Annotated in this window: 21 protein-coding genes and 1 pseudogene; 14 read left to right on the top strand and 8 right to left on the bottom strand. The window is 64.7% G+C overall.

Translation table 11 applies throughout. The features are described from left to right. Positions 1–169: 169 nt before the first annotated feature. The gene (locus J2R76_RS22430; RefSeq protein ID WP_253624959.1) at positions 170–1243 is read right to left on the bottom strand and encodes a tartrate dehydrogenase; all 1074 of its coding nucleotides are present in this window, start codon (positions 1241–1243) and stop codon (positions 170–172) included. 20 nt (positions 1244–1263) lie between these two features. Further along, the gene (locus J2R76_RS22425; protein WP_253624958.1) at positions 1264–2577 is read right to left on the bottom strand and encodes an MFS transporter; all 1314 of its coding nucleotides are present in this window, start codon (positions 2575–2577) and stop codon (positions 1264–1266) included. A gap of 252 nt (positions 2578–2829) precedes the next feature. Here J2R76_RS22425 and J2R76_RS22420 point away from each other — a divergent pair, with 252 nt between their 5' ends. The 13 genes and pseudogenes from J2R76_RS22420 to J2R76_RS22360 all read left to right on the top strand — a co-directional run bounded on the left by J2R76_RS22420 (position 2830) and on the right by J2R76_RS22360 (position 15691). Further along, the gene (locus J2R76_RS22420; RefSeq protein ID WP_092087561.1) at positions 2830–3747 is read left to right on the top strand and encodes a LysR family transcriptional regulator; all 918 of its coding nucleotides are present in this window, start codon (positions 2830–2832) and stop codon (positions 3745–3747) included. A 446-nt stretch (positions 3748–4193) separates the two neighbouring features. Beyond that, a complete protein-coding gene (locus J2R76_RS22415; RefSeq protein WP_253624957.1) occupies positions 4194–5681 on the top strand; it encodes a hypothetical protein in 1488 nt (495 codons plus the stop codon). 23 nt (positions 5682–5704) lie between these two features. Further along, positions 5705–6445, top strand: a complete 741-nt coding sequence (locus tag J2R76_RS22410; RefSeq protein WP_057016230.1) for a class I SAM-dependent methyltransferase — start codon at positions 5705–5707, stop codon at positions 6443–6445. A gap of 170 nt (positions 6446–6615) precedes the next feature. Then, positions 6616–7421, top strand: a pseudogene (locus tag J2R76_RS22405) (LysR family transcriptional regulator). 1281 nt (positions 7422–8702) lie between these two features. Further along, positions 8703–8894 carry a hypothetical protein gene (locus J2R76_RS22400; RefSeq protein WP_057016232.1) on the top strand — a complete coding sequence of 64 codons (192 nt, stop codon included), beginning with the start codon at positions 8703–8705 and terminating at the stop codon, positions 8892–8894. 5 nt (positions 8895–8899) lie between these two features. After that, entirely contained in the window at positions 8900–9655 is a 756-nt protein-coding gene (locus tag J2R76_RS22395; protein WP_253624956.1) for a metal ABC transporter ATP-binding protein, read from the top strand. A gap of 5 nt (positions 9656–9660) precedes the next feature. Then, positions 9661–10530 carry a metal ABC transporter permease gene (locus J2R76_RS22390; RefSeq protein WP_016842589.1) on the top strand — a complete coding sequence of 290 codons (870 nt, stop codon included), beginning with the start codon at positions 9661–9663 and terminating at the stop codon, positions 10528–10530. 5 nt (positions 10531–10535) lie between these two features. Then, positions 10536–11408, top strand: a complete 873-nt coding sequence (locus tag J2R76_RS22385; RefSeq protein WP_253624955.1) for a metal ABC transporter substrate-binding protein — start codon at positions 10536–10538, stop codon at positions 11406–11408. Positions 11409–11517: 109 nt separating this feature from the next. Further along, a complete protein-coding gene (locus J2R76_RS22380) occupies positions 11518–12582 on the top strand; it encodes a GTP-binding protein (protein ID WP_253624954.1) in 1065 nt (354 codons plus the stop codon). Continuing rightward, positions 12582–13601 carry a WD40 repeat domain-containing protein gene (locus J2R76_RS22375; RefSeq protein WP_057016236.1) on the top strand — a complete coding sequence of 340 codons (1020 nt, stop codon included), beginning with the start codon at positions 12582–12584 and terminating at the stop codon, positions 13599–13601. Before J2R76_RS22380 ends, J2R76_RS22375 begins: the two co-directional genes overlap by 1 nt. 99 nt (positions 13602–13700) lie before the next feature. After that, positions 13701–14417: an MgtC/SapB family protein gene (locus J2R76_RS22370; protein ID WP_253624953.1), complete on the top strand. Its 717-nt coding sequence runs from the start codon at positions 13701–13703 to the stop codon at positions 14415–14417. An 81-nt stretch (positions 14418–14498) separates the two neighbouring features. Beyond that, positions 14499–14831 carry a hypothetical protein gene (locus J2R76_RS22365; protein WP_168857865.1) on the top strand — a complete coding sequence of 111 codons (333 nt, stop codon included), beginning with the start codon at positions 14499–14501 and terminating at the stop codon, positions 14829–14831. Positions 14832–14950: 119 nt separating this feature from the next. Continuing rightward, on the top strand, positions 14951–15691 hold the full coding sequence (locus J2R76_RS22360; protein WP_076827705.1) for an acetoacetate decarboxylase: 741 nt from the start codon (positions 14951–14953) through the stop codon (positions 15689–15691). A 126-nt stretch (positions 15692–15817) separates the two neighbouring features. On the opposite strand, the gene J2R76_RS22355 is transcribed toward J2R76_RS22360, so the two are convergent. The 6 genes from J2R76_RS22355 to J2R76_RS22330 all read right to left on the bottom strand — a co-directional run bounded on the left by J2R76_RS22355 (position 15818) and on the right by J2R76_RS22330 (position 20783). After that, a complete protein-coding gene (locus J2R76_RS22355; RefSeq protein WP_028341360.1) occupies positions 15818–17260 on the bottom strand; it encodes a homospermidine synthase in 1443 nt (480 codons plus the stop codon). 40 nt (positions 17261–17300) lie between these two features. Beyond that, positions 17301–17690, bottom strand: a complete 390-nt coding sequence (locus J2R76_RS22350) for a RidA family protein (RefSeq protein ID WP_076827703.1) — start codon at positions 17688–17690, stop codon at positions 17301–17303. A 91-nt stretch (positions 17691–17781) separates the two neighbouring features. Continuing rightward, positions 17782–17949, bottom strand: a complete 168-nt coding sequence (locus tag J2R76_RS22345; RefSeq protein ID WP_194295351.1) for a hypothetical protein — start codon at positions 17947–17949, stop codon at positions 17782–17784. A gap of 11 nt (positions 17950–17960) precedes the next feature. Next, positions 17961–18578, bottom strand: a complete 618-nt coding sequence (locus J2R76_RS22340; protein ID WP_076827701.1) for a GNAT family N-acetyltransferase — start codon at positions 18576–18578, stop codon at positions 17961–17963. A gap of 130 nt (positions 18579–18708) precedes the next feature. Beyond that, positions 18709–19851 (bottom strand): type III PLP-dependent enzyme, encoded by a 1143-nt coding sequence (locus J2R76_RS22335; RefSeq protein WP_229192892.1) that lies wholly within the window; start codon positions 19849–19851, stop codon positions 18709–18711. 671 nt (positions 19852–20522) lie between these two features. Beyond that, positions 20523–20783: a hypothetical protein gene (locus tag J2R76_RS22330; protein ID WP_028332864.1), complete on the bottom strand. Its 261-nt coding sequence runs from the start codon at positions 20781–20783 to the stop codon at positions 20523–20525. Between the two features lie 130 nt (positions 20784–20913). Between J2R76_RS22330 and J2R76_RS22325 the strand changes: the two genes are divergently transcribed. Beyond that, positions 20914–23001, top strand: a complete 2088-nt coding sequence (locus J2R76_RS22325) for a M3 family metallopeptidase (protein ID WP_253624952.1) — start codon at positions 20914–20916, stop codon at positions 22999–23001. Positions 23002–23014 lie beyond the last annotated feature (13 nt).

Below are 23014 nucleotides of genomic sequence, written 5' to 3'. Positions count from 1 at the left end.
GACGGCGAGAGATAGGGCAATCGTTGATCAGCGTGCGCAGCGGGAGTCGCTAATCCTCATGGAGAGCGGAGCAAGCGGTACCCCTCTCCCCAATCCTCCCCCACAAGGGGGAAGGGAGTCCGACTAGCGCGCTCGCCTCACTGCGTGATGCGACGGGACCGTCGCCGCCTTAAACATTCGACCCATGGATCGCGTCAATCACCGCATCGGTGACTTCCTTCGTCGTCGCCTTGCCGCCGACGTCGGGCGTCAGCACGCCGGCCGCGCACACCTTCTCGACCGCGGCCATCAGGCGCGCCGCGGCGTCCTTCTCGCCGAGATGCTCCAGCATCTGCGCACCGGTCCAGAACGTCGCGACCGGGTTGGCGATGCCCTTGCCGGTGATGTCGAAGGCCGAGCCGTGGATCGGTTCGAACATCGAGGGGAAGCGGCGTTGCGGGTCGATGTTGCCGGTCGGCGCCACGCCGAGGCTGCCGGCCAGCGCGCCGGCGAGGTCGGAGAGGATATCGGCGTGCAGATTGGTCGCGACGATGGTGTCGAGGCTCTTCGGATTGAGCGTCATCCGCACCGTCATGGCGTCGACCAGCATCTTGTCCCAGGTGACGTCGGGGAAGTCCTTCGCTACCTCGGCCGCGATCTCGTCCCACATCACCATGCCGTGGCGCTGCGCGTTCGACTTGGTCACCACGGTGAGGAATTTGCGCGGCCGCGACTGCGCGAGCAGGAACGCATAGCGCATGATCCGCGTCACGCCGACCCGGGTGAAGACAGCGACTTCGGTGCCGACCTCTTCCGGCAGGCCCTTATGTGCGCGGCCGCCCATGCCGGCATATTCGCCTTCGGAATTCTCGCGCACGATCACCCAGTCGAGATCGCCGACGCCGACATTGCGCAGCGGCGAGGCGACGCCGGGCAGGATCTTGGTCGGCCGCACATTGGCGTATTGGTCAAAGCCCTGGCAGATCGGCAGCCGCAGGCCCCACAGCGTGATGTGGTCGGGCACATCGGGTGCGCCGACCGCGCCGAAATAGATCGCGTCGAATTTCTTCAGCTCCGCGAGCCCGTCGGCCGGCATCATCACGCCGTGCTTCTTGTAATAGTCCGAGCCCCAGTCGAAGGTCTTGACGTTGAAGCTGATGTCGCCGCTGCGTTTTGCGAGAGCCTCCAGCACGCGGACACCCGCGGAGATCACTTCGGGGCCGATGCCGTCGGCGGGAATGGCGGCGATGGAATGGGCACGCATGGGATCTCTCCGATCGATGGTTAGCGGGTTCGCACGGGATTGGGTTGCGGTTCGGTTTGCGCGGGCGCGCTCTGCGCGCGCGACAGCAGCAGCGTGAGCACGGCCGAGAGCACCAGGAGGCCGGCGACGAAATAAAGACCGCCGTCGAAACTGCCGGTGCGTTCCTTGATCCAGCCGATCATCGCCGGCCCGACGAAGCCGCCGAGATTGCCGATCGAGTTGATGGTGGCGATCCCGGCCGCGGCGGCCGAGCCGGACAGGAACATGGTCGGCATGCTCCATAGCGGCGGCTTCGACGAGGAGATGCCGATATTGACCAGGGTCAGCGCCGCGATCACGGCGGCAAGGCCGGTCCACAGCCCGGCGAGCGCAAGTCCCGCCGCGGCCATCAGGCAGGCCAGCACCACGTGCCAGGTGCGCTCGCCGGTGCGGTCGGAATGCCGCGCCCATAGCACCATTGCGATGACGGCAACCGTCGCCGGTACGGCGTTGAGGAAGCCGACCTGGATCGACGACAGGCCGAACGCCTTGATGATCTGCGGCGCCCACACCCCAAGTGTGTAGAGCCCGGCCGAGGTGCCGAAATAGACCAGAGCCAGCGCCAGCACCCGCGGGTCGGCGAGGCCGCGCCAGATGCTGTGGCTTGCGGTCGTGGCCTTGCCGTCGTTCTCGGCCTTCATGGTCTTGACCAGCCAGGCGCGCTCGTCGTCGGCCAGCCATCTGGCCCGCTCCGGCCGGTCGGTCAGGAAGCCCAGCACGACGAAGCCGAGCAGCACGGCGGGCACGGCCTCCAGCACGAACAGCCATTGCCAGCCCTTGAAGCCGAGCAGTCCGTCCATCTCCAGCAGCGCACCGGAGAGCGGCGAGCCGAGCACGGTCGACAGCGGCGCCGCCGCCATGAACAGCGCGGTGACGGCGGCGCGCTGCCGCGCCGGGAACCAGTAGGAGAGATAGAGGATGATGCCGGGGAAGAAGCCGGCTTCGGCGGCGCCGAGCAGGAAGCGCAGCACGTAGAAGCTAGTCGCGCCCTGCACCAGCGCCATCGCCGCCGAGACCAGGCCCCAGGTGATCATCACCCGCGCGATCCAGATCCGCGCGCCGATCTTGTGCAGGATGATGTTGGAGGGCACTTCGAACAGGAAGTAGCCCCAGAAGAAGATACCGGCGCCGAAGCCATAGACGGTCGGCGACAGGCCGATGTCCTTGTTCATGGTCAGCGAGGCGAAGCCGATATTGACGCGGTCGATGAACGCCACGAAGTACAGCAGCATGATGAACGGCACGATGCGCAGTGAGATCTTGCGCAATACGCGCGCGCCAAGCTGGCTTTCCATGGGCTTCTTCCCCCGGGTTCGTCTTGTTTGTTGGGACGGCGCCTGTCGCGCGCCATCGGAAAGCCTAGAAGCTCGCGCCCTTCCGCTTCAACCCACGCCGGTTTATACAAAAAAATGATATAATCGGACCCGGTCTCACTTGGCGTCGTGCCCGGCCTTGTGCGGGGCATCCACGTCTTGGCGGCAAAGAAAGACGTGGATGGCCGGGACAAGCCCGGCCATGACGAACGCGGGGCATAAGGAAGCGACGTCTTGGAACTGCACCAGCTTCGCTGCTTCGTTGCGGCTGCCGAGGAACTGCATTTCGGCCGCGCGGCGCAGCGCCTGCAGATGATGCCGTCGGCGCTGGGCCGCCACATCAAGCTGCTGGAAGAGGATCTCGGGGTGCGGCTGTTCGCGCGCACCACGCGCGCGGTGTCGCTGACCGAGGACGGCGCTGTGCTGCTGCGCGAGGGCCGCGCGCTGCTCGGCCGCGCTGAGGCGATCGAGAACGGCTTTCGCCGTCGGCTGCGCAAGCCGCAGGCGCGCCGCTTCCGGATCGGCGCGATCGACAGCGCGGCGGCCGGCCTGCTGCCGCCGCTGCTGCGCGACCTCCGCGCCGCCCATCCTGATGTTGCCGTGCAACTGCTCGAGGAGAAGACCATCCGGTTGCTGCCGAAGCTGCTGTCGGGCGCGCTCGACCTTGCGTTCGTGCGCCCGCCGGAGCGGCCCGACCGCCGCATCGAGTTTGTCCCGCTGCTGCAGGAGACCGCCGTGGTGGCGCTGTCGCACAAGCACGCGCTGGCGCGGCGCAAGCAGATCGTGCTGCCCGACATCGCGGATCAGCCCCTGATCGTGCCGGAGCGCCGCTCGCGGCCGCACAGCCACGATCTGACGACAAAGCTGTTCGACGAGGCCGGGCTGACGCCGCGTATCCAGGAGATCGCCGACGAGAAGCAGACCATCGTCAACATGGTCGCAGCAAGGCTCGGCGTTGCCATCGTGCCGCGCTGGACCGCACGGATGGCGATCCCCGGCGTCCGCTTTGTGCCGCTCCGCCTGAAGCGCGGCAGCAGCGCCGGCCGCCTGCCGCTCGCCGCCGCCTGGCTGAAAGGCTCCCGCGATCCGGTCCGCGACCAGGTGATCGCGGTGCTCGAGGCACGGTTGAAGAGTTACGCGCGCGAGGCGTGAACACGTCTCTCTCTCTCTCTCTCTTCATTCCGGGGCGTGCGAAGCGCGAGCTCGGAATCCATTCCACCACGCGTTTTGCGGATCGATGGATTCGGGACCTGTGTTGCAAAACGCGGAGCCTCTGTCTTCAACCAATGGAAGGATCATTCGATTTTTCAACCGTGTCGTCGCGAGGCATGGAGCGCGGTAACGCCTGTGCCCATTTCGGCGGCAGAAAGTTCCTCGATCAACTGAAACGCATGGTGCGGAAAGTTCCACCGATCCCGTTCTGCTTCGACCTAATGTGAATCGCGGCGCGATGCTTGCAAGAACCAAAGCAGTTTGATCTCACGCTGTTGCATCGATGTTCCGCTTCAACGGATACGATTGCAGTGCGCCGCCACATAAGCGCCCTTTGTTACTTCTTGAATGCATGTCGAGTAACAACCGAAATCCCGAGCCGCATCATGGCGGCTTTGGACCAAGGGAAAGTGATGATGTGGACAGCCCGACACTGCTCGATCCGTCTGCTTGTTGTGCTTGCGACGGCAGTCTCCTCACTCCCAGCCATGGCTCAGGCGAGCAAGGGCAGTCCTTCCGCCGTGGCACCCGCAGCGCCCGCCGCACCAACTGCGGCACCGGCCTCGTCGAGCAAGGTCTCATTAGGTGCCATTCGGTGGGACAATTGGAGTCTCGACAGTCCCTATGGGCAGGTCCTGGCCGACCCTGGATTGCGCGCGCGCGCTCCGTATTACACAGAGCGTCTGCCGAACGGAAATCTCGGTTTTCCCGGAAACACCGAACGAGCACTGAATGCGGACGTGCATTACGCGAAGTCCGCAGGCTTGGATTATTTCATCTTCGGCTACTACCTGGAGAGTTCGTCCTGGGGACGCGATCCCAGTCGAGCCGTGGCGCTCAATCGGGCGTTGGGAAATTTTCTTCGGCTTCCAGACAAGCTCGGCATCAAATACGCGCTGAATTTCAACCTGTCATTCCCCCCTCGTGATGTGCCGATGGTGAGTGATGCAATCAGCAAAGCGGTAGCCGGGCCGGATTACATGCGGGCGAGCGACGGCTCGGCGCCTGTGTTCTTCCTGCTTGGTACGATGACCCCGTGGATAAAGGGGCTTGGGGGTGAAGAGGGTACAAAGGCGGCCCTGAAGGATATGAGGGATCGGGTCAAGGCCGCGACCGGCCGAGATCTCTACCTGGTTGCCTTGCTCTTCAACCTGTCCGAGACGGAGCCCGTTGCTCACAGGATAGGATTTGATGCGGCGAGTACATATGCGACCGCCCTTGGGTCGAATGGAAAATCCCTGCCGTACGCCAGTTGCGCGGCTCTTGCACAGAAAGCCTGGCAAGCCGAAGCCCAGAATGGTTCTGGAGGCTTCCTGCCAACCGTGACGCTTGGCTGGGATTATCGACCGGCTTTGCGCGATCCTCAGGAACTGAAAACTCGCAAGCCGAATCCGGACTGGTGTCAACCTGCCACCGATGAGGAATGGACACGGCAAATCCGTGCTGCAATCAGTCAGGCGGCCAACAATCCGCGCAACGATCGCTTCAAGAGCGTTGTGATCTATGCCTGGAACGAGAGCTCCGAAGGCGGCTGGATTCAGCCGACGCTGTCTGAAGGCGTGCGGCGTCTCAAAGTGATCGCCAACGCGGCGGGCCGACGCCCGACACTTCCGCCGTTCAAGCTGGTGTGGCCGACGCGGATCGATCCGAAGGCGTGTGCCGTCGGTTCGTCATCGATCTCAACTACAACGGCTGGCGCCGGATGCAAATCGGCCAGTGACTCGATGACAACTGCGTGGCCATGTCCGCCAGGCATGCAGATTGCAGGCGAGGAATTGCGCCAAGCACCGTCGGAGGATGGAGAAAAAATACCGCTTATCTGGCAGGAGAGGCTCTGCACGCCACAGGGCAAACAACAGCGATCAGTTAATTGAGTCAATATCGACAGGGGTTCCCAATGGATGAAGTCTGGAGTGATGAGAATACCTTCGTGATCAACAACATGAAGTTTGGCCTGATCAGGCAGAACTTCAATGATGCCAGGACGACGAAGGATTCCATCGCGATCATCAAGAACCGCGGGATGATTGATCGCTACAAAAGCCTCATTCGCGAGAACGGGGTTACCAATATCCTGGAATTCGGCATCTTCGAAGGTGGTTCGGCTTTGCTTCTTGCCGCGATCGAGGAACGTATCAAGTTCGTCGGGATCGATATCAGACCTGCGAGCCCAGCGGTGCTTGGCCTGATCCGCGACCACGGTCTGACGGACCGCGTCAAATTATACTACAATACGTCGCAAGGCGACACCGCGCGCGTCCAGACCATCATCAGGACGGAATTCCCCGGCCAGCGAATAGATATGATTATCGACGACGCCTCGCATCAATACGAGCTCTCGCGAGCAAGCTTCGAGGCGTCCTTCCATTATCTCAAGAGCGATGGTCTCTATCTGATCGAAGATTGGGCCTGGGCTCATTGGGAGGAGCCCTATCAGACGCAGCAATGGACCGATATGCCCGCCCTCACCAATCTGATCTTCGAGCTCGTCATGCTCTGTGGGAGCCGGCCCGATATCATTTCGGAAATGAGCGTTCAGAAGGCGATAGCCATTTTCCGCAAGGGCGAACAAGAGGTCGGAAACTTCAGCCTGTCAAAGCTCTACCGTCATCGCAACAGGTGGACCCCCGCACTGTGACGATGCGCCCGGCTCTTGCCGGAGAGCACACGAGCTCGATCGCTTCCCCCACAACGCGTTATGCCCGGCCTTGCGCCGGGCATTCACGTCTTGGCTGCATAAAGGGAAGACCTGGACGGCCGGGACGAGCCCGGCCATGACGAACGCTGAGCCGAAAGGAAGCCCGCGTCTTGGATCTGCACCAGCTTCGCTGCTTCGTGGCGGCTGCTGAGAACTGCGTTTCGGGCGCGCGGCGCTGCGCCTGCAGATGATGCCCTCGGCGCTGGGCCGCCACATCAAGCTGCTGGCGATCGAGAACGGCTTTCGCCGTCGGCTGCGCAAGCCACAGGCGCGCCGCTTCCGGATCGGCGCGATCGACAGCGCGGCGGCCGGCCTGCTGCCGCCGCTGCTGCGCGACCTCCGCGCCGCCCATCCTGATGTTGCCGTGCAACTGCTCGAGGAGAAGACCATCCGGCTGCTGCCGAAGCTGCTGTCGGGCGCGCTCGACCTTGCGTTCGTGCGCCCGCCGGAGCGGCCCGACCGCCGCATCGAGTTTGTCCCGCTGCTGCAGGAGACCGCCGTGGTGGCGCTGTCGCACAAGCACGCGCTGGCGCGGCGCAAGCAGATCGTGCTGCCCGACATCGCGGATCAGCCCCTGATCGTGCCGGAGCGCCGCTCGCGGCCGCACAGCCACGATCTGACGACAAAGCTGTTCGACGAGGCCGGGCTGACGCCGCATATCCAGGAGATCGCCGACGAGAAGCAGACCATCGTCAACATGGTCGCAGCAAGGCTCGGCGTCGCCATCGTGCCGCGCTGGACCGCACGAATGGCGATATCAGGCGTTCGCTTTGTGCCGCTCCGCCTGACGCGCGGCAGCAGCGCCGGCCGCCTGCCGCTCGCCGCCGCCTGGCTGAAAGGCTCCCGCGATCCGGTCCGCGACCAAGTGATCGCGGTGCTCGAGGCAAGGTTGAAGAGTTACGCGCGCGAGGCGTGAGGCTGCCTCGTTGCGTGATGCCTCGACGGCCGATGAATGATTTTGGCCGGTTGACCTAGGTCAACGCGACCTGCGCTGGCCGGGTGAGCGTGTCCGGCATGGCGAAGCGTCAGGACTGGGTCATGATCGCAGGGTGCGTCGCTACCGCTTTGGCGGTGGTGGCGCTCGTCGCCCTTTTCTCTGCCTGAGCTGTGTCGCCCCCGTAGTGTTACGGGGATGTCCAGCTAGGCCCCGGAGATAACTGGGTAATTCCCAAAGCTCGAACACCGCTGGCACAAGCTGCACTGGCTTGCCGAGTTCCGCCCGGCATAGCTTCCCCTTCCAACGTAGGGCGGCGTTATGGGTAACCTACTTTACAGCGTGTTTGTCGTACTGATGGGGCTAAGCCCGGTCATCCTCGTGGCGATTGCCATGTTCATAAATTGAGGGCCAAGGCTGTGTCTTTCGGCGCGCCAACCACTGATCCATTCCGCTGGCGTGCTTAGTTACTAAATCCGCGATGCCTTAACCTGGTGAAAGGTTGACGTCAGCGCGGGCGTGTACGCTCGCGCCCATGAATTGGGACCTGCTGTATTTCCGCCTCTCGCTCGTCTGGATGGCGATCACCGCTGCCATGCTGGTCTATGTGCTGGTCGCATAGGGCTGCCTCTTCGCATAGGGCAGCCTCTCCGTCGCCGAAGGCGTTCCGCCGGTATTTTCCCCACGCCAATCGGTGATTTGCCGACGGACAACTCAGCAAAACGTGTCAAGTCCCCGCACGGAGCCCATGGGTGCGATCGACACCCGGCCTCAGTTCAAGAGAGGGCGGATTGACAAGTCAAAGCTCGGGCAATTCATATCGCGAGAGCGCAGAAGTTTGTCTTACTCGCGGCTCCACACACTCAGTGTCGTCCCGGCGAAAGCCGGGACCCATAACCACAAATGCCGATTGTTACGCACCGTTGGAATAACGAGTCCCGTCAACAACACCCGCCGCGGCGTATGGGTCCCGGCCTGCGCCGGGACGACACTGAATTTGAGGCGCGCAGGCGGGCCTCGCAATCTGCACCACGGATTCGCCGTTGTCTCGGCCTTCGCCAGGACGACGCGGAGAGAACTGCGCACGGGTCTGCCTTCGCTCCGGCGCAGGTAGCCAACGGTTCCCATCCAGGCAGGTTTCCGGCAAAGCTGTCGACCGGGACGTCACTCTGCCGGCGCGGCTCAAATCTCCCCGGTTTTGCGGGTCCGCCATGAGTTCCTCCTTTGTAGACTCGCGTTATGTTATAATATAACAGTCGTTCCATGGCGCATACGCACACCCACGAGGACCACCATCACGGCCACGCCCCCCACGGGCACAGCCACGCCCCGCACGCGCATCCGGCGCAGGCCGCGCACTGGTCGATCCTGCGCATGCCCGTGCCGGGCCGACTGCTCGCGGCGCTCGCGGTCAGTGCCTGCCTGTGGGCTGTCGTCTGGCTGGCGATGAGGTGAGACCAGTGGTTGCTCTTGTTACCTTCCGTGACGTCACGCTCGGCTATGACCGCCACCCGGCGGTGCATCATCTCAATGGCGCCGTCGAGGCCGGTGCGCTGCTCGCCGTGATCGGCCCGAACGGCGCCGGCAAGTCGACCCTGCTGCGCGGCATCGCCGGCGTGCTCAAGCCGCTGTCCGGCGTGATCGATCTCGACGGGCTGGATCATCGCGACATCGCCTATCTGCCGCAGTCTGCCGACATCGACCGCAGCTTCCCGATCTCGGTGTTCGATTTCGTCGGCACCGGGCTGTGGCGCTCCACCGGGTTCTTCGGCGGCATCGGCAAGGCCGCGCGCGAGAAGATCTTGGCGGCGCTCGCCGCCGTCGGCCTCAACGGATTCGAGAACCGCCCGATCGGCACGCTGTCCGGCGGCCAGACCCAGCGCATGCTGTTCGCGCGCGTGCTGTTGCAGGACGCCCGGCTGATCGTGCTCGACGAGCCGTTCAACGCCATCGACGCCAAGACCACCGCCGACCTGCTGGCGCTGGTGAAGCGGTGGAACGGCGAGGGGCGCACCGTGCTGGCGGCGCTGCATGACCTCGACATGGTGCGCAACAATTTCCCGGAGACGCTGCTGCTGGCGCGCGGCCCGGTCGAATGGGGACCGACCGCCGAGGCGCTGACGGCGGACAATCTGATGGTCGCAATGCGGATGTGCGAGGCGTTCGACGATAGCGCCGCGGCCTGCGCCGCCGATCCACGCTCGCGGGCCGCCTGACGCCGATGCTATCCGACGCGCTGGTCACGCCCTTCACCGAATTCGAATTCATGCGCCGCGCGCTGGCGGCGGTGATCGCGCTGTCGCTCGGCGGTGCGCCGATCGGCGTTTTCCTGATGCTGCGGCGGATGAGCCTGGTCGGCGACGCCATGGCGCATGCGATCCTGCCGGGGGCGGCGATCGGCTTCCTGCTGTCCGGGCTCAACCTGTTCGCGATGACGACCGGCGGCCTGATCGCGGGCTTTGCCGTGGCGCTGCTCGCCGGCCTCGTCGCCCGCACCACCGAATTGAAGGAGGACGCCTCGCTTGCGACCTTCTATCTGGTCTCGCTCGCGCTCGGCGTCACCATCGTGTCCATCAAGGGCACCAATATCGACCTGCTGCACGTGCTGTTCGGCAACATCCTGGCGATGGACGACCAGACGCTGCTGGTGATCGCGTTCAACGCCACCCTCACGCTCCTGGTGCTCGCGGTGATCTATCGCCCGCTGGTGATCGAATGCGTCGATCCGGTGTTTTTGCGCACCGTGAGCCGGGCCGGCGCGCCGGCGCATCTCGCCTTCCTCGCGCTGGTCGTGGTCAACCTCGTCAACGGCTTCCACGCGCTCGGCACGCTGCTCGGCGTCGGACTGATGATCCTGCCCGCGGGCATTGCGCGGTTCTGGTCGCGCGACATCACCACCATGATCTGCATCGCGGTGGCGAGCGCGATGCTGTCGGGCTATGCCGGACTCGTGCTGTCGTACCAGACCCGGATTCCCTCAGGCCCCGCGATCATCCTGGTTGCGGCGGGGCTCTATATTGTGTCGCTGCTGTTCGGCAATGTCAGCGGCTTGGTGCGGCAGCTGTTTCCCGGCCGCCATCTCGAGGCGTGAGTACGATGCGGCGATTGTTTGGTTTGATTGGTCTGGCGCTGCTGCTGGCGAGTGGACCGGCGCGCACCGCCGAACGCATCAATGTCGTCGCGAGCTTCTCGATCCTCGCCGACATGGTGCGCAATGTCGGCGGCAATAATGTCGACGTGACGGCGCTGGTCGGGCCCGACGGCGACGCGCATGTCTACGCGCCGACGCCGGCGGATGCCAAGAAGGTCGCCGACGCCAAGCTCGTGGTGATTAATGGTCTCGGCTTCGAGGGCTGGATGCCGCGGCTGCTGCAGGCCTCGGGCAGCAAGGCACCGGTCGCGGTGGCGACCAAGGGGATCATGCCACGGAAGATGGGCGGCCATGACGATCCGCATGCCTGGCAATCCGTGGCCAATGCGAAGATCTACGTCGTCAATATTCGCGACGGGCTGATCGCCGCGGCCCCCGACCAGACAGCCATCTTCAAGGCCAATGCCGACGCCTATCTGGCCAAGCTCGAGGCGCTCGACCGCGAGGTGCATGAGGCGGTGGCGAAAGTGCCGGAGGCGCGGCGCAAGGTGATCTCGACCCATGGCGCCTTCGGCTATTTCGCTGACGCCTACGGCGTCACGTTCTTCTCGCCGCTCAGCGTGTCCACGGATTCCGAGCCCAGCGCGCGCGATATCGCCGCCATCATCGCCCAGATCAAGGTTGCGAAAATTCCGGCAGTTTTTCTCGAAAATATCAGCGATCCCCGCCTGATCGAGCGGATCGCGGCCGAGACCGGCGCCCGGGTCGGCGGCACCCTGTATTCGGACGGTTTGACGGCCGAAAAGGGCGATGCACCCACTTACATTGATATGGTCAGGCACAATATAAAGGCCCTGACCAGCGCGCTCGCCGAGTAGGGCAGGGGCCTCCCTGTCTGGGTTGAGCGCGGACCAGCATGATCCGGAAAAGTGGGGTCGGGTTTTCCGATAAGATCATGTTCAAACAAAGAGTTCCTTCGGAGTTGTTATGGCTGAAGCTTCGCAAAAAATTCCTGTGACCGTGCTGACGGGCTATCTCGGCGCCGGCAAGACCACGCTGTTGAACCGCATCCTGTCGGAAAACCACGGCAAGAAATACGCCGTCATCGTCAACGAATTCGGCGAGATCGGCATCGACAACGACCTCATCATCGGCGCCGATGAGGAAGTGTTCGAGATGAACAATGGCTGCGTGTGCTGCACGGTGCGCGGCGACCTCGTCCGCATCATGGACGGCCTGATGAAGCGCAAGGGCAAGTTCGACGCCATCATCGTCGAGACCACCGGCCTTGCCGATCCGGCGCCGGTCGCGCAGACCTTCTTCGTCGACGAGGACGTGCAGAAGAACGCCCGGCTCGACGCGGTCGTGACCGTCGCCGATGCCAAATGGCTGAGCGACCGCCTCAAGGACGCGCCGGAAGCCAAGAACCAGATCGCGTTCGCCGACGTCATCGTGCTGAACAAGACCGACCTGGTCTCAAAGCCCGAACTCGCCGAGGTCGAAGCCCGCATCCGCGGCATCAATCCCTATGCCAAGCTGCACCGCACCGAGCGTTGCCAGGTCGGGCTGACCGACGTGCTGGAGCGCGGCGCGTTCGATCTCGACCGCATCCTGGAGATCGAGCCCGATTTCCTCGAGGCCGGCGACGATCAGGACCATGATCACGATCACGATCATCATCACCATGACCATGATCACCACCACCATCATGATCACGACCATGGCCATGGCGGGTTGAAGCATTATCACGACGAGGACATGCAATCGCTGTCGCTGCGTTCCGAGAAGCCGCTCGACCCGACCAAGTTCATGCCCTGGCTGCAGCAGCTCGTCGCCACCGAGGGCCAGAAGATCCTGCGCTCGAAGGGCATCCTCGCTTTCACCGGCGATGACGACCGCTACGTGTTCCAGGGCGTCCACATGATGCTGGAGGGCGACCATCAGCGGAAATGGAAGGACGGCGAGAAGCGCGAGAGCCGCGTCGTGTTCATCGGTCGTGAACTGCCCGAGCAGGCGATCCGCGACGGCTTCGAGCAGTGCATCACCACGTGATGAAAGAGTTCGATCCGGGCGAGGCCCCTTCTTCCATCGTTTCGATCACCGACCGCGTCAAGCCGCTGCCGCTCGGCGCGGCGGTGAGCTCGGTACATTTCCTCGGCGACCGCGCGTTCTTCGTCGGCGCCGAGGAGGGTGTTGCGATCGCGACCGCCGAAGGCGAGATCACACGGACGCAGACGCATTTCGGCGCCATCCTGTGCGCCGCCTCCGACGGCAAGCGGCTCGTCACCGGCGGTGACGACGGCAAGCTGGTCGCGATCGACGCCAAGGGCGAGACCGCTGTCATTGCGACCGACGCCAAGCGGCGCTGGATCGACAATGTCGCCTTGCACAGCGACGGCACGCTGGCATGGTCGGCGGGCAAGACCGCTTTCGTGCGCAATCCCAAGGGCGAGGAGAAAACCTTCGAGGTGCCGTCGACCGTCGGCGGGCTTGCTTTTGCGCCGAAGGGCCTGCGGCTTGCGATCGCGCATTACAACGGCGTGACCTTGTGGTTTCCCAACATGGCGGCCAATCCGGAGTTTCTGGAATGGGCCGGCTCGCATCTCGCCGTCATGTTCAGCCCGGACAACAAATTCCTCGTCACCGCGATGCACGAGCCCGCGATGCATGGCTGGCGGCTCGCCGACAACCGGCATATGCGGATGAGCGGCTATCCCGGCCGGGTGCGCTCGATGTCATGGAGCGTCGGCGGTAAGGGGCTCGCGACCTCGGGCGCCGATACCGTGATCGTCTGGCCGTTCACCAGCAAGGACGGCCCGATGGGCAAGGAGCCGGCGATGCTGGCGCCGATGCCGGCGCGGGTCGCCGTGGTCGCCTGCCATCCGAAGAACGACATCATGGCGGTCGGCTATGCCGACGGCACTGTGCTGATGGTCCGGCTCGAGGACGGCGCCGAGATCCTGGTGCGCCGGAACGCCGGCACTGCGGTGTCGGCGCTCGGATGGAATGCCAAGGGCACGCTGCTCGCCTTCGGCACGGAAGATGGTGACGCGGGCATCGTGGAAATGTAAGAGATCGCGGCAGACGAAGCGTTTTCGAGCGAAGTGGGTACCGGTTCGCGTGAAGAAAACGCGGTCAAAAGACGAAGCTCGCGCCGGGGCCGCAGCGTCATGCGATTTCTCACCACGTTCCAGCTCGCCGACTTCATCGACACGCTGGTCAGCCTGACCACGGCCTTTGTGTTCGGCACCCTGATCGGTGCCGAGCGGCAGTACCGGCAGCGCACCGCGGGTCTGCGCACCAATGTGCTGGTCGCGGTCGGCGCTGCCGCCTTCGTCGACCTCGCGATGCATCTGGCCGGCGCCGACGGCGCGGTGCGGGTGATCGCCTATGTGGTGTCGGGGATCGGCTTCCTCGGCGCCGGCGTCATCATGAAGCAGGGCATGGATGTGCGCGGCCTCAACACCGCGGCCACGCTGTGGGCCTCGGCCGCGGTCGGCTCCTGCGCCGGTGCCGACCTCGTGGCGCAGGCGGCGGCGCTGACCGTGTTCGTGATCGCCGGCAACACGCTGTTGCGTCCGCTGGTCAACGCCATCAACCGCATCCCGCTGAACGAGAAGGCCTCGGAGGCGACCTACTACTTCAAGCTCGCGGTCACTCCCGAGGCATTGCCCGACATGCGCGACCGCCTGGTCGAGAAGCTGGAGGCAGCGAACTACCCGGTTGCCGATGTCGACATGGTCGAGGCCGGCGACGACTTCCTCGAGATCGTGGCGACGCTGGTCTCGACCGCGGTCGAGCCCAACGAGTTGAACGCCGTGGTGGTCGACCTGCAGCATCAGCCCGGCGTGCGGCACGCGACCTGGGAGGTCAGCACCACGGATTGAGCCGAGGTTCCCGCAGGCACCGCTTCGGAACCATGCCGTGGCGGGATCGTTGACCCCGTGGACAAGGCGCAGGTGAACGAGATGGCTGTGGATCGGACCAGGTTGCGAATCGACATGCTGATCGCCTCGACGCTGGTGGCAGCGGGCGTTGCGATCGCGGTGCTTTCGCTGCACGCGATCTATGCCGCTCCGCCGCAGGAGATCGCGCAGGCGACCCAGCCGCTGCAACCGACGCCGACGCCCGAGCCGCAGCAGACGGCGCCGCCGGCCGAGTCGAAGCCGGGCGGCGAGCGGCCGACCACGCCGGCGCCGCAGCCCGCGCGTCCCGACGATGAGGCACGGAAGGCCGGCGCCAAGCCGGTGCTGCCGCCCGCGCCCGCGGAGAAGACCGCGCCGCCGATCGAGAAAAAGTAAGCGCGCCGCGGCCCGCATTGTGACGCGGATTTGACGGACGCTGCCGATTATACGGTCTCGCCTCCGCCACCGGCACACTCCATAATCTGTCGTCTCGCCAACGACAGATGGGGCCTGCCATGAAGATCGAGGACGTCCGGCGCACCGCCTATTCGATGCCGCTCACCAACCCGTCGTTTCCGCCGGGGCCCTACCGGTTCTTCGACCGCGAATATTTCATCATCACCTACAAGACCGACCCGGAAGCGCTCGCCGCCGTGGTGCCGGAGCCGCTCGAGGTCGCCGAGCCGGTGGTGAAGTACGAGTTCATCCGCATGCCGGACTCGACCGGTTTCGGCGACTACACCGAGACCGGGCAGGTGATCCCGGTTCGCTTCAGGGGCGAGGAGGGCGCCTACACCCACGCGATGTATCTCGACGATGAAGGCCCGATCGCCGGCGGCCGCGAGCTGTGGGGATTTCCGAAGAAGCTGGCAAAGCCCAGGATCGAGGTCGAGAGCGACGTGCTGGTCGGCTCGCTGCATTACGGCTCGGTGCTCTGCGCCTCCGCCACCATGGGCTACAAGCATCGCAAGGTCGACCACGACACCGTCTTGAAGTCGATGACGGCGCCGAACTTCATTCTGAAGATCATCCCGCATGTCGACGGCAGCCCGCGGATCTGCGAGCTGGTGCGGTTTCATCTGGAAGACATCACGCTGAAGGAGGCCTGGACCGGCCCCGCCGCGCTCGGCCTGTTTCCGCACGCGCTGTGCGACGTCGCCCGCCTGCCGGTGCGCGAGGTGGTCTCGGCGCTGCATTTCAAGGCAGACCTGACGCTCGGCCTCGGCTCGGTCGCGTTCGACTACATGGCGAGATGACGAAGTCATTCCGGGGCATCGCGTCGGCGATGGACCATGGTGCGCACTCGCGCACCTGCGAATCTCGCGCCACGATTTCGAGATCCCGGGTCTGCGCGCCTAAGTGCGCATCCCGGGATGACCCTGTCAGCGCACCAGAATATTCTTGAACTGCCAGGGATCGCTGGTGTCGATATCTTCCGGAAACAGTCCCGGACGATCCGTCAGCGGGGTCCAGTCGGTGTAGAAACCCTTCACGGGGCCGAGATAGGGTAGCTGGATTTCCAGCAGACGATCGAAGTCCATCTCGTCGGCCTCGACGATGCCTTCGTTCGGGTTTTCCAGCGCCCACACCATGCCGCCGAGCACGGCGGAGGTCACTTGCAGGCCGGTGGCGTTCTGATAGGGCGCGAGCTTGCGGGTCTCCTCGATGGAGAGCTGCGAGCCGTACCAGTAGGCATTGTTGTCATGGCCGAACAGCAGCACGCCGAGCTCGTCGATGCCGTCGACGATCTCGTTCTCGTCGAGGATGTGATGCTTTTCCTGCATCTTCGCTGCGCGGCCGAACATTTCATGCAGCGACAGCACGGCGTCGTCGGCCGGGTGATAGGCATAGTGGCAGGTCGGCCGATAGATCGCCGTGCCCGATGCGTCACGCACCGTGAAGTAATCGGCGATCGAGATCGACTCGTTGTGGGTGACGAGGAAGCCATACTGCGCGCCGCGGGTCGGGCACCAGGTGCGTACGCGCGTGTTGGCGCCGGGCTGCATCAGATAGATGGCGGCGCCGCAGCCGGCTTCGTGGGTATGCGCATTCTCGGGCATCCATTTCTCATGGGTGCCCCAGCCGAGTTCGGACGGCTGCACGCCTTCCGACAGGAAACCTTCCACCGACCAGGTGTTGACGAAGACGTCAGGCTCTTTCGGCGACTTGGAGCGCTGGGTGTCGCGTTCGGCGATGTGGATGCCCTTCACGCCGGCCTGCCGCATCAAGTCCGCCCATTCGGCCTTGGTCTTCGGCTTCGGGGCATTGAGCTTCAGATCGGCGGCGACGTTGAGCAGCGCCTGCTTGACGAAGAACGAGACCATGCCGGGATTGGCGCCACAGCAGGAGACGGCCGTCGTCGAGCCCGCGGGGCGCGCCTTCTTGGCGGCCAGCGTCACTTCGCGAAGGGCGTAGTTGGAGCGCGCTTCCGGGCCCTTCGAGGAATCGAAATAGAAGCCGAGCCAGGGCTCGTTGACGGTGTCGATGTAGAGAGCGCCGAGTTCGTTGCACAGCTCCATGATGTCGGTCGAGCCGGTATCGACCGACAGATTGACGCAAAAGCCCTGGCCGCCGCCTTCAGTGAGCAGCGGGCTCAGCAGGTCGCGATAATTGTCCTTGGTCACGGCCTTCTGGATGAATTTGACGTTGTGCTTCTCGCAATGCGCCTTGCGGCCCTCGTCCTTGGGGTCGATCACGGTGACGCGCGACTTGTCGTAATCGAGATGCCGCTCGATCAAAGGCAGCGTGCCTTTGCCGATCGAGCCGAAGCCGATCATAACAATGGGACCTGTGATCTTCGCGTAGATCTGCGAGGCGGGGCTCATCATTTTCTCCAGGAGAGTGCCTAGCGGCGGATAGGGTGGATCAGGGGTTGCGACGCTTCGCGGTGACTTCGATCTCGACCTTCATCTCGGGCTTGTAGAGCCCCGCGACGATCAGCATCGTTGCGGCCGGGCGGATGTCGCCGAGGACCTCGCCGCAGACCGCGAAATGGGCATCCACGTCACGGGCGTCGGTGAGGTAGTAGGTCGCGCGGACGATGTCGGCCATCGCAAAGCCTCCCTCTTTGAGGGCGGCCTCGATGGTCTTGAAGCAGTTCCGTGACTGGCTCGTGACATCTGCCGGCATGGTCATCGTGGCGTAGTCATAGCCGGTGGTTCCTGCGACGAAGGCGAAGTCGCCATCGATCACGGCACGGCTGTAGCCGGCGGTCTTCTCAAAGGGCGAGCCGGTAGAAATCAGGCGGCGGGACATGTTGGACCTCGACTGAAAATGGCTTTGGCGGGGTTTACGGACATTTTTGGCGCCCGCGCAACCCCTTGGTTCAGGCCTGGTGCGGCCGGCACTAGTGGGACTGCAGCGTGCTGTCCGGCGGCGATGGCGGCGTGCCGGTCCAGCGCCGGCCCAGGATATCCCTGACGATCATCACCGAGATCAGAATCAGCATGACCGTGGTGACGAGGCCGCGCCAACGCGGGCGCGCGCCATCGGTGATGGGAAGGTGCTCCGACATGGCGGCCCGCCTTACGCCGCGTGCGGCACGGCGAGCGGTGCCTTCCGGGTCCGGGATCGCGTCCGCGGTGCCTTGGCCTCGGGCAGCGGCGCGCCGGTCGGCGTGATCATGCCCCAGGCGCCATCCAACGCGCCTGCGACAAGCTCGACGCCGAGCAGCCGCTCGCGCTCGAACGTGCCCGGCAGCGACAGCTCGCCGGTCTTGGCCACCGTGAAGCCGAAGCGGGCGTAGTAGGGCGCATCGCCAAGCAGGATCACGGCGCCGTGGCCGCGCGCCTTGGCCACCGCCAGCGCACGCCGCATCAGCGCGGCGCCGACGCCGAGGCCGCGGCAGTCGTCATCGACTGCCAGCGGCCCCAGCATCAGCGCGCTGCGGCCCCCCGCGCTGACGTGCCACAACCGCACGGTTCCAACCAGCCGGCCGTCCTGGCGCACGGCCGCAAGGCTCAGGCCTTCGGCGGGCGCGCGTCCGTCGCGCAGGCGCTGGCAGGTGCGCGTATGGCGATTACAGCCAAAGCAGGCATCCAGCAGCGCTTCGCGTGCGACGACGTCCGAGCCACGCTCCGCACGGATCGCGAACGGGGCGGCATCTCGGATGAGGGCAACGGGGGTGTTCCGTTTTGCAGTCATGGCACGTCAGTCCCCGCTTGCAACGGCATGTCGTACGCCGCGGCAAGCGTCGTTCAGGAAAATCAAAAATGATCGGGGAGGAGCCGGCGGGGCCGGCTCCCGGTTTATCGGGCCTCGAAAAGGAGGCGGGTCAGATGTGGTAGGTCTTCAGCGGCGGAATGCCGTTGAACGCCACCGACGAGTAGGTCGACGTATAGGCGCCGGTGCCTTCGATCAGCAGCTTGTCGCCGATCTCGAGCGTCACCGGGAGCGGATACGGCAGCTTCTCGTACAGCACGTCGGCGCTGTCGCAGGTCGGGCCCGCGAGCACGCACGGCGTCATGTCCGCCCCGTCATGCGGGGTGCGGATGGCGTAGCGGATCGACTCGTCCATCGTCTCGGCGAGACCGCCGAACTTGCCGATGTCGAGATAGACCCAGCGCACCTCGTCCTCGTCGCTCTTCTTCGAGATCAGAACGACTTCGGTCTCGATGATTCCAGCATTGCCGACCATGCCGCGGCCCGGCTCGATGATCGTCTCCGGAATCTGGTTGCCGAAATGCTTGCGCAGCGCGCGGAAGATCGACCGGCCATATTGCAGGACCGGAGGAACGTCCTTGAGGTACTTGGTCGGAAAGCCGCCGCCCATGTTGACCATGGTGAGGTTGATCCCGCGCTCGGCGCAGTCACGGAACACGGTCGACGCCATCGCGAGCGCGCGGTCCCACGCCTTCACCTTGCGCTGCTGCGAGCCGACATGGAACGAGATGCCGCACGGCTCCAGGCCCAGGCGCTTGGCGAGGTCGAGCACGTCGACCGCCATCTCCGGGTCGCAGCCGAACTTGCGCGACAGCGGCCACTCGGCGCCGGCGCAGTCATAGAGGATGCGGCAGAACACCTTGGCGCCGGGGGCGGCGCGGGCGATCTTCTCGACCTCGGCGGCGCAATCGACCGCGAACAGGCGAATGCCGAGCGCGAAGGCACGCGCGATGTCGCGCTCCTTCTTGATCGTGTTGCCATAGGAGATGCGGTCCGGCGTCGCACCGGCGGCCAGCGCCATCTCGATTTCCGCAACCGTCGCGGTGTCGAAGCAGGAGCCGAGCGAGGCCAGCAGCGACAGCACTTCGGGCGCCGGGTTGGCTTTCACCGCGTAGAACACGCGGCTGTCCGGCAGCGCCTTGGCGAAGGTCTGGTAGTTGTCGCGCACGACTTCGAGGTCGACGACGAGGCACGGCTCGGTGTCGAGACCATCCTGGCGGCGGTGGCGCAGGAATTCCTGGATACGTTCAGTCATGGCACTCTCCAACGGCCCCAGCGACGGGATCCGCATCAACGTGACGTCGGGTAAGAGCGCTTCGGCCACATCGCGCGATGGAGGCGCGTTGAGGCCAAGAGACTCAAACCAGACTGTGCTGCCGTGGATTGGTTGGGAGAGTTTCCCGCCCGATCACCTGGCAATGAAGGACAAGCCTTTTCAGTAGCCCGGGCCGGCGTTGGACCGCCGGTAGAGACCAAAAAAGCCCGATCCGTCGTTGCTTTAAGTCGCGTCCCCCGTTGAGAGCGGGGTGCGCCGGTTCGCCTCCGGCTGCCAGTCACGGTTGCAAAGAGTGGTGAGACCTTCAACGGCATCCCTGGAGAGAGATGCTGGCCGCCTCGTGTCCTGATGGACGTAAGCGACCCTCGGTTCTTCCACCCCTTGGCGGCTGTCCGGCCTCTTGTCCGGATACCTACCGACTGACACACGACCACAGGCACGTGCGAAATTGGGCAAGGCAGGAAATAAGTCTTTTGACTTCGTGGCGCAAGAATTTTTTTGCGATAGCGGCAAATTTCCCTAACGCGTGCTCGCGATGTCGCGCGCAGCACGCGTCGGACGCGCTGAAGATGAACGGCTGTTAAGAATGACTAACGAAGCGTGTGTGCGTTTTAGCCTTGTGCCGCAGTGCTTTCTTGAATCGCTCAAACTCACGCGCGACGCGTGAACGGCTCGACGCGCTGAGCTGCGCGGATGAAGGCGATCATGATCAGCACGCCGATGCCGAACAGCACCGCCTGCAGGATGTGTGCGGCGACGTCGTCGAGCCCGAGCAGAATCGCGAGCGCCCAGCCGCCGGCGAACGCCGCGCCGAACACTTCCGCGCCGATCAGGATCGCCGCCGAGATCACGGTGATGACGCTTGGCCAGGCGATGGTGCGGTTGCCTGAGGTGGAGGGCTGCATGGTCATGAAATAGGTCCTGTTCAGGGGGCGCAATCTCTCCGAAAAGTGCCCATCTATCAAGCGCAAAAGGCCCAAAAATGCCGTATCGCGTGATATAGATTGGGCAGCATTTTCAAGGCGAAAAACGGGACATTCGATGTCAGAAACCAGCGCAGACGCCAAGGCTCAGGCTCTTGCCAACCCCCTCCTGAAGGCATGGCGGACGCCGCTCGAGACGCCGCCGTTCGCCGAGATCAAGCCGGAGCATTTCCTGCCCGCCTTCGAGCAGGCCTTCGCCGATCATTCCGCGGAAGTGACTGCGATCACCCACGATCCGGCGCTGCCCGACTTCGACAACACCATCACCGCGCTGGAGCGCTCCGGCAAACTGCTGTCGAAGGTCTCGGCGGTGTTCTACGACCTGGTCTCGGCGCATTCGAGCCCGGCGATCCTGGAGATCGACAAGGAGGTGTCGCCCCGGATGGCGCGGCACTGGAATCCGATCATGATGAACGCTGTGCTGTTTGGCCGCATCGCCATGCTGCACGAGAAGCGCGCCTCCCTCGGCCTGACCGGCGAGCAGATGCGGCTGCTGGAACGCACCTACACCCGCTTCCGCCGCTCCGGCGCCGGCCTCGACGATGCGGCAAAGGCCCGCATGGCCGAGATTAACGAGCGCCTCGCCCATCTCGGCACCTCATTCAGCCATCATCTGCTCGGCGACGAGCAGGAGTGGTTCATGGAGCTCGGCGAGGCCGACCGCGCCGGCCTTTCCGACACATTTGTGGCGGCCGCCAAGGCTGCGGCGGAAGAGCGCGGCATGCCGGGCAAGGCGATCGTGACGCTGTCGCGCTCCTCGGTCGAGCCGTTCCTGCAGAGCTCGTCGCGGCGCGACCTGCGCGAGAAGGTCTACAAGGCCTTCACGGCGCGCGGCGACAATGGCAACGCCAACGACAACAACGCGACCATCGTGGAGATCCTCAGGCTGCGCGAGGAGACCGCCAAGATCCTGGGCTTCCCGACCTACGCCGCCTACCGCCTCGAGGATTCCATGGCGAAGACGCCGGAGGCCGTGCGTGGCCTCCTGGAGCGGGTCTGGAAGCCGGCGCGGGCCCGGGCGCTCGCCGACCGCGACGCGCTGCAGGCGCTGATCGCGGAGGAGGGCGGCAATTTCACCCTGGCGTCCTGGGACTGGCGCTATTACGCTGAGAAGCTGCGCCAGCGCCGCGCCAATTTCGACGATTCCGCGATCAAGCCCTATCTGGTGCTCGACCACATGATCGAGGCCGCGTTCGACTGCGCCACCCGCCTGTTCGGCGTCACCTTCGAGGAGCGCAAGGATATCCCGGTCTGGCATCCGGACGTCCGGGTCTGGGAGGTCAGGGGCCGCGACGGCCAGCACAAGGCGCTGTTCTACGGCGACTACTTCGCGCGACCCTCGAAGCGCTCCGGCGCCTGGATGACCTCGCTGCGCGACCAGCAGAAGCTCGACGGCGACGTCGCGCCGCTGGTCATCAATGTCTGCAACTTCGCCAAGGGCGCCGATGGCGCGCCGTCGCTGCTGTCGCCCGACGACGCGCGGACCCTGTTCCACGAGTTCGGCCATGGCCTGCACGGCATGCTGTCCAACGTGACCTATCCGTCACTGTCCGGAACCAGCGTGTTCACCGACTTCGTCGAGCTGCCCTCGCAGCTCTATGAGCACTGGCAGGAGCGGCCCGAGGTGCTGCAGCGCTTCGCCCGCCACTACGAGACCGGGGAGGCACTGCCGGACGACCTGCTCAAGCGCTTCCTTGCCGCGCGCAAGTTCAACCAGGGCTTTGCCACCGTGGAGTTCGTCTCCTCTGCGCTGATCGACCTCGAATTCCACACCCAGCCGGCAGCGGCGAGCTGGGATGTCCGCGCCTTCGAACAGAAGGAGCTGGAGAAGATCGGCATGCCCGCCGAAATCTCGCTGCGGCACCGGCCGACGCAGTTCGGCCACATCTTCTCCGGCGACCACTATGCCTCCGGCTACTACAGCTACATGTGGTCGGAGGTGATGGATGCTGACGCCTTCGGCGCCTTCGAGGAGGCCGGCGACATCTTCGATCCCGCGACCGCCAAGCGGCTGCATGACGACATCTATTCGTCGGGCGGCTCGCGCGATCCGGAGGAGGCCTATGTCGCCTTCCGTGGCCGCGAGCCCGAGCCGGACGCGCTGCTGCGCCGTCGCGGCCTGCTCGAGACGCCTGAGGCGGCCTGAGGTGCGGCCGTCG

The organism is Bradyrhizobium sp. USDA 4532 (assembly GCF_024171315.1).
Classification (GTDB): domain Bacteria; phylum Pseudomonadota; class Alphaproteobacteria; order Rhizobiales; family Xanthobacteraceae; genus Bradyrhizobium; species Bradyrhizobium australafricanum.
This window is presented reverse-complemented; position numbering and strand designations above follow the sequence as displayed.

Excerpts from the sequence above, each read along its gene's own strand:
- J2R76_RS22380 (WP_253624954.1), top strand. The coding sequence starts at position 11,518 with ATGGCTGAAGCTTCGCAAAAAATTCCTGTGACCGTGCTGACGGGCTAT.
- J2R76_RS22375 (WP_057016236.1), top strand. The coding sequence starts at position 12,582 with ATGAAAGAGTTCGATCCGGGCGAGGCCCCTTCTTCCATCGTTTCGATC.
- J2R76_RS22415 (WP_253624957.1), top strand. The coding sequence starts at position 4,194 with ATGGCGGCTTTGGACCAAGGGAAAGTGATGATGTGGACAGCCCGACAC.
- J2R76_RS22400 (WP_057016232.1), top strand. The coding sequence starts at position 8,703 with ATGGCGCATACGCACACCCACGAGGACCACCATCACGGCCACGCCCCC.
- J2R76_RS22365 (WP_168857865.1), top strand. The coding sequence starts at position 14,499 with ATGGCTGTGGATCGGACCAGGTTGCGAATCGACATGCTGATCGCCTCG.
- J2R76_RS22385 (WP_253624955.1), top strand. The coding sequence starts at position 10,536 with ATGCGGCGATTGTTTGGTTTGATTGGTCTGGCGCTGCTGCTGGCGAGT.
- J2R76_RS22430 (WP_253624959.1), bottom strand. The coding sequence starts at position 1,243 with ATGCGTGCCCATTCCATCGCCGCCATTCCCGCCGACGGCATCGGCCCC.
- J2R76_RS22370 (WP_253624953.1), top strand. The coding sequence starts at position 13,701 with ATGCGATTTCTCACCACGTTCCAGCTCGCCGACTTCATCGACACGCTG.
- J2R76_RS22330 (WP_028332864.1), bottom strand. The coding sequence starts at position 20,783 with ATGACCATGCAGCCCTCCACCTCAGGCAACCGCACCATCGCCTGGCCA.
- J2R76_RS22425 (WP_253624958.1), bottom strand. The coding sequence starts at position 2,577 with ATGGAAAGCCAGCTTGGCGCGCGCGTATTGCGCAAGATCTCACTGCGC.
- J2R76_RS22390 (WP_016842589.1), top strand. The coding sequence starts at position 9,661 with ATGCTATCCGACGCGCTGGTCACGCCCTTCACCGAATTCGAATTCATG.
- J2R76_RS22360 (WP_076827705.1), top strand. The coding sequence starts at position 14,951 with ATGAAGATCGAGGACGTCCGGCGCACCGCCTATTCGATGCCGCTCACC.
- J2R76_RS22325 (WP_253624952.1), top strand. The coding sequence starts at position 20,914 with ATGTCAGAAACCAGCGCAGACGCCAAGGCTCAGGCTCTTGCCAACCCC.
- J2R76_RS22355 (WP_028341360.1), bottom strand. The coding sequence starts at position 17,260 with ATGAGCCCCGCCTCGCAGATCTACGCGAAGATCACAGGTCCCATTGTT.
- J2R76_RS22345 (WP_194295351.1), bottom strand. The coding sequence starts at position 17,949 with ATGTCGGAGCACCTTCCCATCACCGATGGCGCGCGCCCGCGTTGGCGC.
- J2R76_RS22350 (WP_076827703.1), bottom strand. The coding sequence starts at position 17,690 with ATGTCCCGCCGCCTGATTTCTACCGGCTCGCCCTTTGAGAAGACCGCC.
- J2R76_RS22340 (WP_076827701.1), bottom strand. The coding sequence starts at position 18,578 with ATGACTGCAAAACGGAACACCCCCGTTGCCCTCATCCGAGATGCCGCC.
- J2R76_RS22335 (WP_229192892.1), bottom strand. The coding sequence starts at position 19,851 with ATGACTGAACGTATCCAGGAATTCCTGCGCCACCGCCGCCAGGATGGT.
- J2R76_RS22410 (WP_057016230.1), top strand. The coding sequence starts at position 5,705 with ATGGATGAAGTCTGGAGTGATGAGAATACCTTCGTGATCAACAACATG.